Below are 17,080 nucleotides of genomic sequence, written 5' to 3'. Positions count from 1 at the left end.
TTTATACCTATCTTTATAGCGTGCCAAAATAACTTGTAACGCTCTGATCTAACGCCTTCATTTGCGCTTTTGTCAACGTCTCAATATTCAGAGCAAACCCGCCTGTTCCAAGTAAGATAGCTTCTTGCTCATCGTCAGTAACAAGGTTGTTATTAGCACTAACTAGACGCATGCCCAGTGTCTTATTAACATCATCTCTTAAATCTGTCAATTTGCTATCGAAGTAGAAATCGTTCTGGCTTGTAAAGGTTCCCGCCGGTGATTGAAAGATAAACGGTGTCGCGCTTGTGAGGAAAGTAAAACTATTGGATACTCCCACCTTACCGCTTTGATTAATGCTGTATAACATACCCGCACCACCATCTACTTTGACATAATTTCTGCATTTATCAAGAATCGCATTATCATCTGCTTGATTAATAACAATGCCAATAATCCCGCCAGTATACTTACCACTTGTAATCGTACCAAAATTAGCGCAATTTTGAATGAGGAATGTTTGTGTGCCTACCTTCTTCTTTTCATCGTAATATCCAACAATTCCGCCAGTCGAAATATTATCCTTCTGGGAGCCGTCAATGGCTGACTCGTTATTGCTATTTTTGATTTCTCCGCTTACAGCGACATAACCACTAATTCCACCAAGATAACTTGCACCGGTTGAGTCTTCTACTCGCAAAGCAGTTCGCTCGCTCGTAGTGCAGTTATCGATCGTGGCGCCACTACTATAGCCAGCGATTCCGCCGAGGGATCCGTAACCGATTTGTAAGGTCACGCCTACATTCGCATCCGCCGGATACGTGATGTTTTTGATGCTACCGCCTGGACTTAAATCACCAGCAATGCCGCCCACATGACACGCAAGCTGCTTCCCACTTTCTTGACCGATAAGGATATTCGCGCGACCACCACTTGAAGCGCTTAAAAAGCCCGAGTTCTCGATTTTACCGGCATTGTTTCCGGCAATACCACCTATCGCAAGAACTTTGTCCTTCGCCACCTCACTAACAGTTAAACTGCCATTCATATAACTATTATATATGCCGTGCTGGTTATTCGCGCCACCGGTATTATAACCGGTTATTCCGCCATAATTAATTCCTTTGCTTGCGCTTATATTTCCTGCAAATACGACACCATTAATTGTTCCTGTATTCTTACCCGCAATGCCCCCGCGATTGCTCGCTGCACTACCAGCGACAAACTCAGGCGAGGTATTAACGTCTTGAGTTCTCTGTGAGGCATTGCCAGTAATATATCCCTTATTTAAACCGACTAGCGCACCGGCATCCGTTCCCGCTGATAGCTTTACGCCTGCAACCTGATTGTTCCAAGCCATACTTAAGGTGCCCGAGTTAGTACCAATGAGTCCACCGGCATTTCCACTACTAACTAACGTCGTATTGTCAACTTTTGTGCCCACGATGCTTGCGTTTCCTTCTGTCTGACCCGCAATGCCGCCTACACTTTCCGTCCCTTCGACCGTGAGATTCTCAACACAATAGGCACCTTCGCCACTACCGGAGACAACACCATTAGCTGTGTTAATCCCCACTAGGCCACCTACACTTTCCGTTCCTTTAACTTTCGACAAAAGCAACGAAACCTGACCCCAGTAGTTATGATCTATAACTCCACTATTTCGTCCTGCAATCCCGCCAGTATATCTACCGCCGTTAAGTGTGGACGTTTTAATATTTACATTTCTAATCGAAGCGCTATCCCCTTGATTATCACCAACGATACCACCCGTTCGATATCCCGTTCCAGTAATCGTCATATTTTCTAACTCGCCAAACGACCAATTATCAAATCGATAGGTACCTTTGTTTTCTCCTATAGCTCCGCCTACACTATTCACTCCGTTTACATCTACATTACGCGCCACCACATACTTTATAGTTGCCAAGTTACCACCGGATATCCCACCTACGCAACTACCTTTTCCTGCGACTTCAACATAAGTAGTCACCCCCAGCTTATCACTCGGGAATTCATAAGTACCAGAGTTTTGTCCAAGTGCACCACCTACATAGTTCGTACCACTAACCGAGCTTTTCTTATTTGAAGTTCCTTTAGTCACTACGTACTTAAGTGAATTTGTATTTTCACCAATGATGCCACCCACATAATCAACTCCCGTGACATTCACATTTGAAATACTCTTAGGCGCATGAGAAGCAAACTGATATACACCGTCATTTTTGCCAAGCGCACCACCTACATAGTTCTTGCCTTTAACTAACGAATCTATCAAAGCGGTACTTTGCAACACCCCTGTACTCGTACTGCTTCCAATAATTCCACCTACATAATTTTCGCCAGTCACACTATAATCTGATAAAGCCGATATAAGCGGGTACACCGTCGGATCACTAGCATCGGTTATTCCATAGGTTGCGGTATTATAACCAATAACTCCGCCGACGTGATCTCCGCTCGCTTCTACCTTTGCCTTGAATACAAGAATTTTGTTAATATTACCTTCGTTTCTTCCTATCAGACCGCCAACCTGCGATACTCCTTTGATGGTAACTTCGTCAATAGAAAGATACTCATTATACTCATTATGAGATGTTTCTGCATAATTCGCTCCAAACAGACCACCAACCTGACTATCACCTGTAACCGTAATATTCTCACTTCCGTTTCGGTACTTATCCTGCTTTTCTACATACCTTGTATCTGCAGTAAACCTACCCCTCTCTGTATTCTTTCCAACAAATCCGCCTACATTCACAGCCTTTTCTGCCGTGATAGTCGCCTTTTTCAAATACACATTGTGAATTCTACCTTCATTACTGCCCACAATCCCGCCGACGCTATCAAGCACAATATTCTCGCTAGAAGCCAAGTCCGTCTTATCTATTTCCAGTTTCTGCACGGTGCCTTTATTAATTCCGACAACCCCGCCTACACCTTCAAGCTTGGCGTTATCCGCCCCGGTAATTGTAATGTTTTCTACAACTGACTTTTCTACTGTACCATTGTTAATTGCCGCAAGACCGCCAGCACCATCCACCTCAAGACCAAGCTTATCACTTAGCTCTATGTTCTCAACAAACATCTTTTCTATGGTGCCTTTATTATCACTTACAATGCCGAGGGTCTTTGATTGTTTCTCGTCATTCTCATTAAGCCCCACTTTAAAGTTCTTTAATTTATACTGTGTGGCTTTCCCATTTACCGTACTTTCTCCGCTTATTTTATGACCTGACTTCAGAACCGGAATAGCCGGAAAATACGCTTCGTCCTTAAGCAGATTATTCTTGGCATCATTATCAAATACGGCCGGCGAATGAATCCCTTCCGCTTTTTCACCGAAGACAATATCACTTTTTAAAATATAAGGCTTTCCTTCATTTCTCTCTTCCGTAAACCGAATATTATACAAGTGCCGTGGATACCCAATCTCACGTTCGGCGCGGTTTCCTTGATTATCCTTACCATCCCACTTAAAAAACGGCGCCTCTTTATTTGTCGTAAATGGTTCCACTGCTACGGAACCGCTTTTCGTGCTGACAGTTATTTTCGCTTGAATCAGCTCTTCACCGAAGATTCCTAAGCGCATCCCACTATAAGTATCTTTATAGGTTGCCTTATCGAGTGCGGCAGATGTGCCGGTGGTTTCGTTTAGTTTTCTAACGGCACTAATATCCATTGCATCAAGAATAATGCCTAGCTTTCCATCTGCAGTTATATAGGTTTCGAATATACACTCCGCCGTCTCCGGCTTATTGTTATTATTAACCTTCCCATATGTTACTTTCGTTTTTACTTGCTTTGATACATAAGCACTTGGCAACGTGTTATTGGCACTGCCATCATTAATGACGAACTCCGATATTTTATTGCCGTTCCCATTACCATTTCCAGCACCTTTGTACAATTCCACCTTATAAACGCCGTTTCCTATCACCGCCGGACTAGCGTTCTTAAAATCCAAAACAATTCTCAGGGTTTCGTCATTGATTAAGCCACTCGTTTGTTTATCAATATCCCCTATATCCCCGTCATCTTCCTTCTCTTTCACCTTCCGGAAATGGATATCGGTATCGTAATAACCAAGCATTACCTCTCTTCGTAGGCTCTCATCTTCACGCATGGCTACGGCTACAGAGACTTCGGTCTCATTTGTGCTTTCGCCTTCGACGAGGCTCTCGGCTTTCGTGCTATACGAAACAGAAAAGACCGTACCAGAGGCAGGATCCAGTTCAATCCTGATGGCACCGTTATAGATTGATCTGTCGCTAATATAATCTTTTGTTAGTTTATAAACCTCTGTCTTTTTAAGGTCTGCATCTGTAAGACCTGGCTTAAGGTCTACGTGAATCAATTGACCGTTCTTGTCTTTCGCATATTCAGCAATCTCTGCACTTACCTTATCGCCGTTAATTTCCTTCGCAAAGTCCTCTAACTCACCGCTTGACTTATAATATGTGAGCTGTGACTGAGTCGCCAGGAAAAGCATCTCGGCATATTCATTATTCTTCTTAAATTCCGCATGCTTTTGGTACTGAATTACACCAAAAGTAACGCCAGAAGCCAAGATAGCCATAATCGCAATGACCACTATCGTTTCTACTAGCGTAAACCCCTTGTTCTTTCTCAATATTTTTTTAATTCTCATCATTATCCCCACTTCTGAAATTCTATTCTCTTTAGTTAATCGCTTAATCCTCTACACCGCTGGTCTCTCCGTGACCTTCTTTACTACAGCATACGGTGTTATTATCGGGTGCGCTGTAATCACCACCATCAGAACAGTATAATTCACTTTTATACTTATCAATAACTTTCTCCATGGTCATACTCGGATCCCTTAGGCGTTCACTTTTTAAGTGAAGCACTAATGCCTTCTGCTGAGTCCGACATTCTTCTGCCTTTTGGCGTTTTAGATATCCGTTAAAGCTAGGAACCGTTACCGCTGCCAAAATCGCAATAATGGCGATTACCACTACCAGTTCTACTAGCGTAAATCCCTTTTTATTATTCATTCTCATTTCCCACTTTTTCTTAATTCTAACACGCAAAATGCATTTTTACTAGAATTATGCCTAATGTAAACATATTATACATATTAGCATTATATACACAACTTGTTACACAAGCATTACCATCTCTTATAAAATACCACAAAATACACCTTTATGGCGGGATTTCAGTATCTTTTCGACAATTTTTTAGATTTTTTTTAGATTTCCTCTTTACATTTTTCTTCCCTCATTCTATAATGATGCACAAACAAAGGCGTTTTTCCTACTGGGAAAGGCGCCTTTTTTTATGCATTATCCACAACACTACCTATGAGGAGGGATTTTATGAGAAAATTAGAAATTGTCATCCGGCCTGAAAAGCTGGAAAGCCTAAAAGCATTATTGGATGAAAATAATGTGAACGGCTTGATGATAACCAACATTATGGGTTATGGTCATCAAAAAGGACATAAGAAATACTACCGAGGTGCTGAATATAATGTCAATCTGCTACCAAAGGTGAAGGTAGAAACCATTATTCACAAAGAGATTGCTGAGCCGCTAATCGACAAAATCGTTGCCGAAATTCAGACAGACACATACGGCGATGGTAAGATCTTTGTCTATGACGTGGAAGACGTGGTGCGTATTCGTACCGGAGAACACGGAAGTGATGCTGTTTAAGCATTCTAACTGCATATTGACTATTATCAAAGACGATAATTGTGAAGTTCCTTCACGATTATCTTTTTTATTCTAAGGAGGAATTGACATGGATTTAGCACAACTAATAGAAAACGGAATGGATGGTATAGAAGCTACTGGTCTACTGATGAACATCATGTGGACAATGATAGCAGCCTTTCTCGTATATTTTATGCAAGCTGGTTTTGCTTGCTGTGAGGCAGGATTTACCAGAGCGAAGAACTCTGGGAATATCCTAATGAAAAACATGATGGACTTTGTCCTTGGTAGTTTATTCTTTTTTGTTATCGGCTTTGCTTTAATGCACGGTGATGACATCGGCGGTATCATCGGCGGTAAAGGCTTTTTTAACCCCACGAAACTAGCGGGAGCAGATGGTCTTTTTAACGGCCTACCAATCGGCGTCTTTATTATTTTTCACACAGTCTTTTGTGCCACGGCCGCAACCATCGTATCTGGTTCAATGGCAGAACGCACCAAGTTCCTAGCTTATCTAGCTTATAGCGCCGCAATCAGTATTTTTATCTATCCCATTACCGGACACTGGATCTGGGGTGGCGGTTGGCTTTCAGAAATGGGCTTTCATGATTTTGCCGGTTCTACAGCTGTTCATATGGTCGGTGGTGTCTGCGCCTTAGTGGGCGCCAAGATTCTTGGTCCTAGAATTGGTAAATACGGCAAAGACGGCAAGGCCAAAGCGATCCCTGGACACAACTTACCACTGGCAGCTCTAGGTGTCTTTATCCTCTGGTTCTGCTGGTTTGGCTTTAACTGTGGTTCTACCACTGCCGCTACTACTAGCCTTGGCGATATCGCCGTAACGACTAACCTGGCGGCGGCAGCTGCTACATTGATGGCCATGATCGTCACTTGGGTGCGCTACGGCAAACCTGATGTGTCCATGACCTTTAACGGTGCCCTTGCTGGTCTAGTAGCCATCACTGCTGGTTGTGATACAGTAAGCCCCTTCGCCGCTATCATCATCGGTGCCATTGCTGGTGTGGTCGTGGTCTTCTCCACTACCTTCATCGACCAGAGACTAAAGATTGACGATCCTGTTGGTGCGATCAGCGTTCACGGTGTCTGCGGTGCCATGGGTACTATCCTAACCGGTGTCTTTAGCGACGATTATTCCGTACTCACCCAAACACTCGGTGTAGCTGCCACTTTAGTATACGTTCTTATCGCCGCCTTTATCGTCTTCAAGCTCATCGATGTTACCATCGGTCTTAGAGCTAGCGAAGAGGAAGAAAAAGAAGGTCTTGATCTTCACGAACACGGTTCTAGTGCCTACGCTGACTTTAACTTTAGACTTTAATCATTAAATGCTCAAAAAGGATATCGCCGAAATGGCGATATCCTTTTTCTTGTATTATTGGGGAGCTACGTCAAAGCTCCATTAAAAAATCAATTATGTTTTTATGAATGATCCCATTTTGCGAAAAATCAAAGCGATCAAGGGAAAGAACATACTTAGGATAATTATCCATCACCTCTTTATAAGCGCCAAACTCTCTTTCAACCACATCTGCTGTCGCTAACAAATAGGCTACTTGATAGTATTCTTTTTGTCCTTCTTTTGTCGCCACAAAGTCAATTTCCCCTTGTCGCGTTTTGCCAACATAAACTTGATACCCTCTTACAATTAGTTCATTGTAAATTATATTCTCTAGAAGAGCTCCAATCTCGGTTTTTTTTCCGGTATTAGCGATTGCACTGAACCCAAGATCCGTTAGATATATTTTATCACTTCTCGTTAAAACTCTTTTCCCTCTAATATCATAGCGCTTAGCTTTTTCAATTATCATAGCCGAAGTTACGTATTCAATATAGTTATATAAAGTCTCTGTTGATATTTTAAGACTGATGCTCTCAAAATACTTGGAAACAGCATTCGCCGAAAATAACTGCGATGGTGTTTGAAGTAAATACTCTAACACCCGATTCAATATGCCAACATCTTTTATTTTATAACGCTCTAACACATCCCTTAGAACGATTGAATTGTATAAATCCTGAAGAAGAGCTCTTTTCTCATTTTCATTTTCGAATTGTAACAGTTGAGGCATACCTCCCCATTTCATATATTCCATCATTAATTCTTCATCCACCTGTTCTCTACGTAAACCTTTGTAGAGACATGTTTCCGCAAAAGAAAATGGCATTATTTTAAAACTTATGTAACGACCCGAAAGATATGTGGCTAAGTCACCCGTCATAAGTCTACTATTCGAACCAGTAATATAAATATCACAATCTAATGTTGCCCGAAAAGAATTGATCGCCTTTTCCCATGAATCAACTTCTTGAATTTCATCAAAAAATAAGTATGTTCTTTTACTTTTCACAACTTTATCCAGCACATAATCATTTAAAGCCTGGGCATCTTTTATCTCAGAGTACTGTAAATCTTCAAAGTTAATCGAAATAATCTGTTCTTTTTTTATCCCGCTATTTTGTAACTCTTCAATTATCTGCTGTAGCAAGACAGACTTACCACACCGTCTAATACCAAGAATAACTTTCACCAGTTCATTATCGTAAAACGGTCTGATTTTTTTTAGATAATTTTCTCGTCTAATCATAGGCCCTCCTTTTTACTTGATTATATCGAAATTTATCCTTGGATTCAACTTTTATTTTGTTGTATCGAAATATCTATCGTTTTTTTCTTTTTATTTCTCTATATCTTTAGGTTCGATCGCGCCTTTTTGCTTGCACTATTGGGGAACTACGTCAAAGCTATAGACCTTATCGTAATTCTTACCTGTGCAGATATCTACACTTTTCTTCGAGTTGTTAAAGACCATGCTATACGATGTATTATAATTAATACCACTTAATTCGTCATAATCATCGTTAGCAATTACACTTTCTAGCATAGCCATCGCTTCTTCTGTCGTCACTACACCTTCGTGTTCATCTAGGGCAGCTTGTAAAATCTGGAGACGATCTTCGCCGTCGCGGTACTCTTCCACTACATCTTTACTTAAAAAGTAATTCGTAACCACATGACCGTATTCTTCGGGCGTAAGCCTACGCATTTCTCCATTTACGTATTCGATAACTACGCTGTTACCCTGGGCATCTGCTAGCTGAAAGTGAATATTTGAGTTGGCAATACTATGCATATCGTACTCTTCTAATAACGCTACGGCTTCTTCTACATCGGCGGCCTTATCAAGCATTAAGCGAATAGCCATGCAAGTAGTGATGGCAGTCTTTCCTGTGTTTTGAGCCACCGGTGGAGCTGCGTACAATAGCAACATGGCCGCACTAAAGCCTTTTTCATTAATACCATCCACGACATAATAAGGTGCCGCCAAAAGATTAAGTTGCCCCATCTTATCCTCTGGCATGTAATCATAATACCCAAGAGCTAACCCACTAGCCGTCGCTAGGCTAGCATACCCGTTCTTTGGCTGAGTTCTAATTAACGTATTCTGGGCATCGGCAATATCCAAGTTACGCCCCTGAAGATACTCGCCATCTGGTGTCACAGAAGTAAAGGCCGAACACCCTAAAGACGGAATCGTATTAGCAAAAGGTAGGCCGTGAAGGACTTTTTCCGACACTTGATATGCCAGCTCTTCTGTATTGGTAGCTCCCAAGGCTAACATCTCATCCAGTGCGTAATCCGCCTGATAATCCATAAAGTAAAAATCATCGGACACCTGCTCTAGCGAATCCAAAGTGTTATATTCAGCAGGGCTGATTTCGATACTTTTTTCTTCCTTCGCGGCTTTCGTCGCCGAGGCATTTTGGGACTGTTTACAACCAGTCAAACTTGCCATCATAAGTGCTAGCGCCACCACGGCCGCCAATCTTCGTATCCATTTTTTGCTCATTTGTAAATCCCCCTCATTGTAATTATTAGTAAACTTTCCATCCTAATAATATCTGAGACCACATGAAAAAGCAATGTCTCCTAACCTTTTACTCTTTGAAGCCCGGGCTCGGTCATGGCGTAGGGATCAAGCACCTCTTCCACCGCTTCTTGGGGCAAAAGCTTTTCAGCCATCACGATCTCTCTTACCGGACGATCGGTAGATAATGCTTCTTTGGCGATAACTGCGGCCTTCTTATAACCAATATGGGGACATAGAGCCGTGGTAAGACCTGCGCTATGTTCTAGAAGCTCACGACAGCGTTCCCGATTGGCGGTAATTCCGCTGATACAGTTATCAGTAAGAGTACGGATGGCTCCCCGTAACGTCTCTAGGGATTCAAAAAGATTGAAAAATACAATTGGTTCAAAAGCGTTTAGCTCTAGTTGACCAGCTTCGGCGGCCATGGTGATGGTCACGTCGTGACCGATTACGTGGTACGCCACCTGGGAAACCACCTCAGGAATAACAGGATTTACTTTGCCTGGCATAATCGATGAACCATTTTGCTTAGCCGGCAGATTGATTTCTCTAAGTCCTGTCTTCGGTCCAGAAGATAGTAACCGCAGATCATTGCTCATTTTAGATAGGTTAACGGCACACGTCCGCAGTACTCCTGAGACGGTTACAAAGCCGTCCAAATTCTCGGTGGCGTCAAATAAATTCGCTGATTGATGCAAAGGAAAACCCGTTAACTCCGCCAGGATAGGCACAATATTGTCTAGATAATATCTAGGCACGTTGATGGCTGAACCAATAGCCGTCCCTCCCAGATTGACTTCTTCCATACTAGCCTTTGCTGCCATTAGCCGGCGAAAGTCTCTTGCCACCATTTCTCCATAAGCGGTAAAGGACTGACCTAGGCGCATGGGAACAGCATCTTGAAGCTGGGTTCTACCCATTTTAATCACATCGTCAAATTCTTTACCTTTTGCTTTTAACGCTTCCTCTAGACGCTTTACTTCTATGCCTAGGTCGTCAATCAGCTCCAATACTGTCAGCTTACCAGCGGTAGGAATCACATCGTTGGTAGACTGGGCCATATTCACGTGATCATTCGGATGGACAAATTCATAAGCGCCTTTGCTACCTCCGAGGATTTCTTCTGCCCGGTTGGCAATCACTTCATTGATATTCATATTTGCGCTAGTACCGGCTCCGCCCTGAATCGGATCCACGATAAACTCATCTCTAAGCTTCCCCCCAATCACCTCATCACAGGCCTGATCGATGGCTGTCGCTTTATCTGCATTTAGCTTACCGCCCTGCAAATTCGTCTGGGCGGCCGCTTTTTTTATATATGCCATGTATTTTATAAACACCGGGTGCATCCGCTCGCCGCTAATGGAAAAATTGTTTTTCCCACGAAGGCTTTGGACTCCGTAATACGCTTCTTTTGGTACGTCTAACGTCCCGATAGAATCACTTTCTCGTCTATATTCCGTTCTTTTTTTCATTATCTAATACCTCTCTTTTTTTATCTTAATGACAAGGTGAGCATAACACGGAGCTTAGGAGACGTATATAGACACAGGGCAGCTTCAAAGATAATAATGTATTTACGGAAAACCACTTTATTAAAGAAAAATAAATTCTCAATCTACTTTCAATAATTAATTGTTTTAAAGGGAGATTATGCTATACTCGAGAGTAGAAAAGTCATTGGGGGACATTTGCTATGCCACACAAAATAGATGATATCGATAAGAAGATTCTCGCCATCCTTTACCGAGATGGCCGGGCACCGGTTAAAGAAATCGCCAAAGCGGTCTTTTTATCCGCACCGGCTACCGCTACGAGAATTGAGCGTTTAGAGAAAAATGGGATTATCAGCGGCTACCAAGCCCGTATCAATCCTCACGCTTTTGGCTTTGCCTTAAAAGCTTTTATCAACCTAGAAGTTGCGCCCGGAGAAAAGCAGGAATTCTACGACCTGATTAGAGACATTCCCAATGTCATCTCCTGTGATTCTGTTACCGGCGAGTACTCCATGCTTATTCAAGCCTTCTTTCGAGATACGGAGGAGTTAGATAACTTTACCGGTTTGCTCCAGCGCTTTGGGCGAACAAAGACGGTTATCTCTTTTTCCACACCAATTGAACATGGAGATTTCTTTTCACATGAAAAAAAAGGGGATTAACCCCTTTTTTTTATTTCGATTTCTTTGAATAGCTTCTGTTGATCTTCTGGTTTAAAAAAGCCTGTCTTATCGTACATGGCCGATGCCGTAGAAACCGAACTGGCCATTCTTAGGGCTTCCGCTGGCGAATAGCCTTGGTCAAAAGCATACGCAAAACCAGCAATCATCGCGTCACCACAACCAACCGTATTAACCGCTTCCACCTTTGGCACCAACGCCTGGTAGAGACCATCTTCACAGGCCATAATCGCCCCTTCACCGCCTAGAGATACGACCACCACGGGGATGCCTGTTTGCTGAAGACCCCTCGCGGCTTCCATAATTTCGTCCAGGTTATCACAAGGACGCCCAGTAAGTGAGCGAATCTCGTCGATATTCGGCTTAATCATCGTCGGCTTCGCCTTTATACCCTCATCTAGCAAGGGACTACTGGTATCTAAAATCACTTGCTTTCCTTGAGTCTTTACGATGTCAATCATCCGGTTGTAATAGTCAAGAGGGATTCCTTTGGGTACACTGCCAGAGATGGTCACCACCCTAGCTTCCTTAATCGTCTCGGCAAATTCCTTTAAAAAGGCTTCTTGTTCTTCCTCGGAAACGGCCACACCGGGCTCTAAGAACTCCGTTTGTGTCTTCTTTTTTTCATCCCAGATATTAATACAAGAGCGACTTTCATCGGCTATCTGAAAGAACTTATTGGCAATCCCTAGCTTAGTGACTTCTGCTGCAAGATACTGTCCCGCAAAGCCGCCTACAAGACCGGTGGCTAAGAGCTCTGCCCCAAGAATCTTTAAAGGCTTCGATACATTAAGCCCCTTGCCGCCAGGAGTGTATTCACAGGTACTAACTCGGTTCACTTCGCCTTCCTCAAACTCGCTCACTACGTAGCGCTTATCGATGGCCGCATTTAATGTAACTGTAACAATCATTTGCCCTACTCCTACTCATTATATAGTAATATTTTGCCTTGTACTAAACCTGGGGTTTTAAACAACTGGAACGCTTCCTGAGCCTTGCTCATAGGCATTTTTTTATAGATAAAGCCTGGATCAAATTTGAGTTGACCGGTCTTAAAGTAGTGAGCGGTAAGCTCCCATTCTTTACCAGGGAAAGGCGCTGAGTAGCTCATCCAAGACCCTGTTAATTTGAATTCTTTCCGGTTCATATTCTCCCACATCTGGGGCGTAAAGCTTAAATCCACATGAGGCGTTCCGATAAAACAAACATGAGCTTTATTCCCAGCCAACTCAAATGCCATCTGCATCGTTACCGGTTGTCCCGCTGTTTCAAAGACGTAGCCATAACCGGCACCGCCTGTTAGGGCTTTCGCCTCTTCCAGATAATTATCTTTCAGGGTATTTACCACCGCGTCAGCTCCTAGTCGCTTGGCTAGTTCTAAGCGCTCGTCGCTAATATCAAAGACCACCACTTTCTTTGAACCGAAGATTTTGGCCCACTGCATGGTAAACATGCCGATGGTCCCCCCGCCTAGCACTGCCACGTACTCACCCCCTGCATAATCGTTGCAGAGCACACCGTGAAGGGCTACAGTAGAAGGCTCAAACATGGCGCCTTGCTCGTAGGGAATGGAAGGATCGAAAACTACCGCATTGCTTTCAGGAATCACCACGTAATCGGCGTTGCTTCCTTGGATCCTGGAGCCAATAAACGTATAGTGTTTGCAAAGGGAATAATTGCCTTTTTGACAATCTGCGCACTTCATGCAAGGAACGAGGGGTGCACCGGAGACTCTATCACCGACTTTAACCCGTTCTACTCCTTCCCCAACTTCGACTACGTCACCGGAGAATTCATGTCCTAAGACGATAGGATAAAAATGCACCCCATTATGAAGAACTCTCGGGATGTCTGAGCCACAAATGCCCGACATTTTCACTTTTACCTTCACTTCACCAGGACCTGCACTTACCTCATCCACATCTTGATATCTTACATCTTCATTTGCTACCACTACTGCCGCTTTCATGGGCACCTCCTAATCATCCATCACTGTCTTTAAGTTTTGATAAATCGCTAAGTACTTAGCAAAGTTTTCGTCGTAAATCTCTTTATTATCTAGGTTAGGCTCGTGAGACCTAGTCTCCCTAACAGTCAAAGCTACCGCTTCCTCGAAGCTTTCATATAGCCCTACGCCAACGCCGGCGAGAATACAAGCACCGAGAGTCGTAGCCGCATCAGAATACGGCACCACAATCGGCTTACCGGTAATATCGGCCTTAATCTGAGTCCACAAAAGGGAGTTTGCGGAGCCGCCGATAGCTTTCATAACCTTTACAGAAACACCGGCTTCCTTGGCTACTTCTAAGTTGTGGCGTAGAGAAAATGCCACCCCTTCCATAGCTGCTCTAATAAAATGCCCCTTCGTTTTGGAAAAATCTAGACCGTAGAAAATCCCTTTGGCCCTCGGGTCCCAAAGAGGCGAACGCTCGCCTGCCATATAAGGAAGAAAGATTAGCCCTTCACTTCCTGGTGGTACCACCTCAGCCAAATCATTAAACTGCACCAACGCACCTTTTCCTAGCTCGTCTTTTCTTAGGTCTTCGTATTTACCAAATTCCCGGTGAAGCCAGCGCATAACACCGCCGCCGCCGGTGGTGCCGCCTTGTAAGAGCCACTTATCGGGAACTACGTGATAACTGAGGATCAAGCGTTCATCGGCATGGTACTCATCGATACAGATGCTCATACCACCCGCTTGCCCCCCTTGTTCCTGGGTCTCACCTTCGTGAATCACCCCGGCCCCTAGGGTTCCGCAACAGGCATCTAGGCCACCTGCCACTACGGGCGTTCCTAGCGCTAGTCCGGTCTCTTTTGCTGCCTTTTCCGTAACGGTTCCTACCACTTGGTGGCAAGGATAGATCTCTGGTAAAAAGGATAAGGGAATTCCTAATTTTTCACACATCTGCGCATCCCAAGTTCCTTTTCGCATATCAAAGCAGTGAAGTCCATATCCCTGAGACATGTCCTGGGAATACTGGTCTGTGAGCTTAAAAACGATAAAGCTATTGGACTGTAGCACCTTATCAATCTGAGCGTAAAGCTCTGGGCGCGCTTCTTTATACCAAAGGATTTTGGGCGTTGTATAAGAAGGTACGAAAGGGTTTCCGCAGACGGCAAAAATCTCTTCCTCAGGTACCTTTTTCTTTACTTCCTCGCAGATTTTATCGGCTCTTGTATCCATCCATATAGGAGTGTTACAAAGTACTTCACCAGCAGCACTTATTGGAATCGCCGACCAGCTTTGGCCGTCCACCCCAATACCTGCAATCTCCTCTGGCCTAATATCACACTTTTTAAAGAGCTCTTTCGTCGCTTGGCAAACCGCTACCCACCATTCATCAGGGTTTTGCTCGGCCCAACCCTCCTTAGGATAATAGACTGGGTAGTCGCCAGCACCGCTTTCAATTAGCGTTCCCGCCTTATCAAAAATCGCCACCTTACAAGCACTTGTCCCAATATCGATTCCTAATAAATATTTTTTCATAAACACCTCTAAATCGACTTTCCTTCAATATACTCTGCTTCTAGTTTCCATATCCCGCCTGGCTTCTTACTATCACCCCCAAGACGTTCTAGCATCTGTTGAGCGACTATCTTGCCAATCACCTTCGTTGGCTGAGCCACAATCGAGAGACGAGGATTGCTGGCATAAGCGAATTCTTTGTTATCGTAGCCGATAAAAGCTAGCTCCTCAGGGATCCGCACCCCTCGTTCGTTTAACTCAATCATGGCCCCCACCGTCATCTCATAGTTAGAAACAAAGAGAGCGCTCATATCCGGCCTGCTGTCTAAGAGACTTGCTACCGCTTTGGCTCCACCGCCAATTGTGTAATCCCCTCTGGAAATCAAGGTTTCGTCTACTTCCAGTCCGTGCTCTTCTAGGGCTCGCCGATAACCTTTAATCCGTTCATCAGACGTATAGACATCCTTTGGGCCGGCAATCAAGCCGATTTTTTGGTGCTTAGCTTTAATCAACCTACTGACACCGTCTTTTACCGCCTTCTCATTATCCACCAGGACACAGTCGCAATCCACATCCGGAAGCTTGCGATCAATCACCACCACCGGCTTATTATGATCGATAAAGCGCTTTAATCCTTCACCACTTCTTGACGTAGGCATAATAATCAGACCATCTACCCGGCGGTGAAAATGAAAATCTAGCGCCTCTTCTTCCCGCTTAACATCAGAACGACAATCACAGACAATGGTAGCATAACCGTAGTTTCTAAGGATATCTTCTACTTCCGTAATAATCTGGGCACAATATATCATTTCTAGCTCGGGAATCACTACCCCAATCAACTTGGTGTGATTTGTCTTTAGACCTCTAGCTACTTCATTAATTTCAAAATCTAGCTTCTTGATGGCCGCCTCAATCTTTTCTCTGTTTTTCTCTCTAACGTTTCCCCCGTTAAAATAAGAAGAAATAGTCGCTAGACCAAGACCGGTTTCCTTGGCTAAATCCTTCATCGTTGCTGACATTATTTTGCCTTTCCCACACAGCCGCAGACATTCATACGATTCTTAACCAGTTCTTTTACCGCTTCCATACTTACCGTACCATATTTCTTAGGATCAAAAGTATCTGGTGCTTCTTTTGCTAGCTTCTTCATCGCATCCGTATACGCCACTCGCAGTTCTGTCGCAAAGTTCACCTTACACATCCCTCTACGTACACATTCGCTCACGTCGCTATCGCTAAGTCCTGACGCCCCGTGTAACACTAAGGGAATGGAGACTACTTCCTTAACCTTTGAAACGAGCTCTTTATCTAGTACTGGTTCACCTACGTAAAAACCGTGAGCGGTACCAATGCCAATCGCCAATGAATCCACGCCGGTACGCTCTACAAATTCCTTTGCCTCCTGAGGATCGGTGTTCGCATTTCCCTCAGATACTAGATCATCTTCTTTGCCGCCCACTTTACCAAGCTCTGCTTCCACGGGAATTCCTTTTGCCTGAGCTTCGTCTACCACTGCCTTAGTCTTACTAATATTGTCTTCAAAAGAATCATGAGACCCATCGATCATTACCGAGGTATAACCAGCTTCTATCGCTGCTGCCGCCAGTTCAAAATCCGTTCCGTGATCTAGGTGAATGCAAACTGGTACTGTCGCCTTCGCTGCTCTTGCTTTTACCATCGCTACGTACATATCTAGTGATGCGTATTTCACCGTAGAAGGTGTGGTCTGAAGCATAACGGGAGCTTTCGCCTCTTCTGCTGCAGCAATAACTGCTAGCACCATCTCCATATTCTCCACATTAAATGCACCAACCGCATATCCACCCTTCTGAGCCTCTAAAAGCATTTCCTTTGACGTTACTAATGGCATAAATTCTTCCTCCGT

Annotated in this window: 13 protein-coding genes; 3 read left to right on the top strand and 10 right to left on the bottom strand. The window is 43.8% G+C overall.

Translation table 11 applies throughout. The features are described 5' to 3' along the window. Window positions 1–13: 13 nt before the first annotated feature. Together NHH16_RS11940 and NHH16_RS11935 are read right to left on the bottom strand one after the other, a co-directional pair. The gene (locus NHH16_RS11940) at window positions 14–4,633 is read right to left on the bottom strand and encodes a type II secretion system protein (RefSeq protein ID WP_262069837.1); all 4,620 of its coding nucleotides are present in this window, start codon (window positions 4,631–4,633) and stop codon (window positions 14–16) included. A gap of 40 nt (window positions 4,634–4,673) precedes the next feature. After that, on the bottom strand, window positions 4,674–4,997 hold the full coding sequence (locus tag NHH16_RS11935; protein WP_262069836.1) for a prepilin-type N-terminal cleavage/methylation domain-containing protein: 324 nt from the start codon (window positions 4,995–4,997) through the stop codon (window positions 4,674–4,676). Between the two features lie 324 nt (window positions 4,998–5,321). Here NHH16_RS11935 and NHH16_RS11930 point away from each other — a divergent pair, with 324 nt between their 5' ends. Then, entirely contained in the window at window positions 5,322–5,660 is a 339-nt protein-coding gene (locus NHH16_RS11930; RefSeq protein ID WP_262069835.1) for a P-II family nitrogen regulator, read from the top strand. Window positions 5,661–5,748: 88 nt separating this feature from the next. Beyond that, window positions 5,749–6,999, top strand: coding sequence for an ammonium transporter (locus tag NHH16_RS11925; RefSeq protein ID WP_262069834.1), 1,251 nt, complete (start codon window positions 5,749–5,751; stop codon window positions 6,997–6,999). A 70-nt stretch (window positions 7,000–7,069) separates the two neighbouring features. Here the strand turns inward: NHH16_RS11925 and NHH16_RS11920 are convergent, their stop codons facing one another. From NHH16_RS11920 to NHH16_RS11910, 3 genes are all read right to left on the bottom strand, one after another. Next, on the bottom strand, window positions 7,070–8,266 hold the full coding sequence (locus tag NHH16_RS11920) for an ATP-binding protein (protein WP_262069833.1): 1,197 nt from the start codon (window positions 8,264–8,266) through the stop codon (window positions 7,070–7,072). Window positions 8,267–8,401: 135 nt separating this feature from the next. Further along, window positions 8,402–9,529 (bottom strand): linear amide C-N hydrolase, encoded by a 1,128-nt coding sequence (locus tag NHH16_RS11915; protein WP_262069832.1) that lies wholly within the window; start codon window positions 9,527–9,529, stop codon window positions 8,402–8,404. Window positions 9,530–9,609: 80 nt separating this feature from the next. Further along, window positions 9,610–11,025 (bottom strand): aspartate ammonia-lyase, encoded by a 1,416-nt coding sequence (locus tag NHH16_RS11910; RefSeq protein WP_262069831.1) that lies wholly within the window; start codon window positions 11,023–11,025, stop codon window positions 9,610–9,612. Window positions 11,026–11,246: 221 nt separating this feature from the next. On the opposite strand from NHH16_RS11910, the gene NHH16_RS11905 reads away from it, so the two are divergent. Then, window positions 11,247–11,708: an Lrp/AsnC family transcriptional regulator gene (locus NHH16_RS11905; RefSeq protein WP_262069830.1), complete on the top strand. Its 462-nt coding sequence runs from the start codon at window positions 11,247–11,249 to the stop codon at window positions 11,706–11,708. Here NHH16_RS11905 and pfkB read toward each other — a convergent pair. The 5 genes from pfkB to fba are packed head-to-tail and all read right to left on the bottom strand — an operon-like array spanning window position 11,705 to window position 17,065. After that, window positions 11,705–12,637, bottom strand: a complete 933-nt coding sequence (pfkB, locus tag NHH16_RS11900; protein ID WP_262069829.1) for a 1-phosphofructokinase — start codon at window positions 12,635–12,637, stop codon at window positions 11,705–11,707. The two genes, NHH16_RS11905 and pfkB, sit on opposite strands and share 4 nt — an antisense overlap. Window positions 12,638–12,648: 11 nt before the next feature. Then, entirely contained in the window at window positions 12,649–13,695 is a 1,047-nt protein-coding gene (locus NHH16_RS11895; RefSeq protein WP_262069828.1) for a galactitol-1-phosphate 5-dehydrogenase, read from the bottom strand. A 9-nt stretch (window positions 13,696–13,704) separates the two neighbouring features. Further along, the gene (xylB, locus tag NHH16_RS11890) at window positions 13,705–15,213 is read right to left on the bottom strand and encodes a xylulokinase (protein ID WP_262069827.1); all 1,509 of its coding nucleotides are present in this window, start codon (window positions 15,211–15,213) and stop codon (window positions 13,705–13,707) included. Between the two features lie 8 nt (window positions 15,214–15,221). Continuing rightward, on the bottom strand, window positions 15,222–16,214 hold the full coding sequence (locus NHH16_RS11885; protein WP_262069826.1) for a LacI family DNA-binding transcriptional regulator: 993 nt from the start codon (window positions 16,212–16,214) through the stop codon (window positions 15,222–15,224). Next, window positions 16,214–17,065 (bottom strand): class II fructose-1,6-bisphosphate aldolase, encoded by an 852-nt coding sequence (fba, locus tag NHH16_RS11880; protein WP_262069825.1) that lies wholly within the window; start codon window positions 17,063–17,065, stop codon window positions 16,214–16,216. Before fba ends, NHH16_RS11885 begins: the two co-directional genes overlap by 1 nt. Window positions 17,066–17,080: the final 15 nt, after the last annotated feature.

It is taken from the genome of Ohessyouella blattaphilus, from assembly GCF_024721265.1.
Lineage (GTDB): Bacteria > Bacillota > Clostridia > Lachnospirales > Lachnospiraceae > Aequitasia > Aequitasia blattaphilus_A.
The sequence above is the reverse complement of the archived record's forward strand: the minus strand, read 5'-3'. Positions and strand labels throughout refer to the sequence as shown.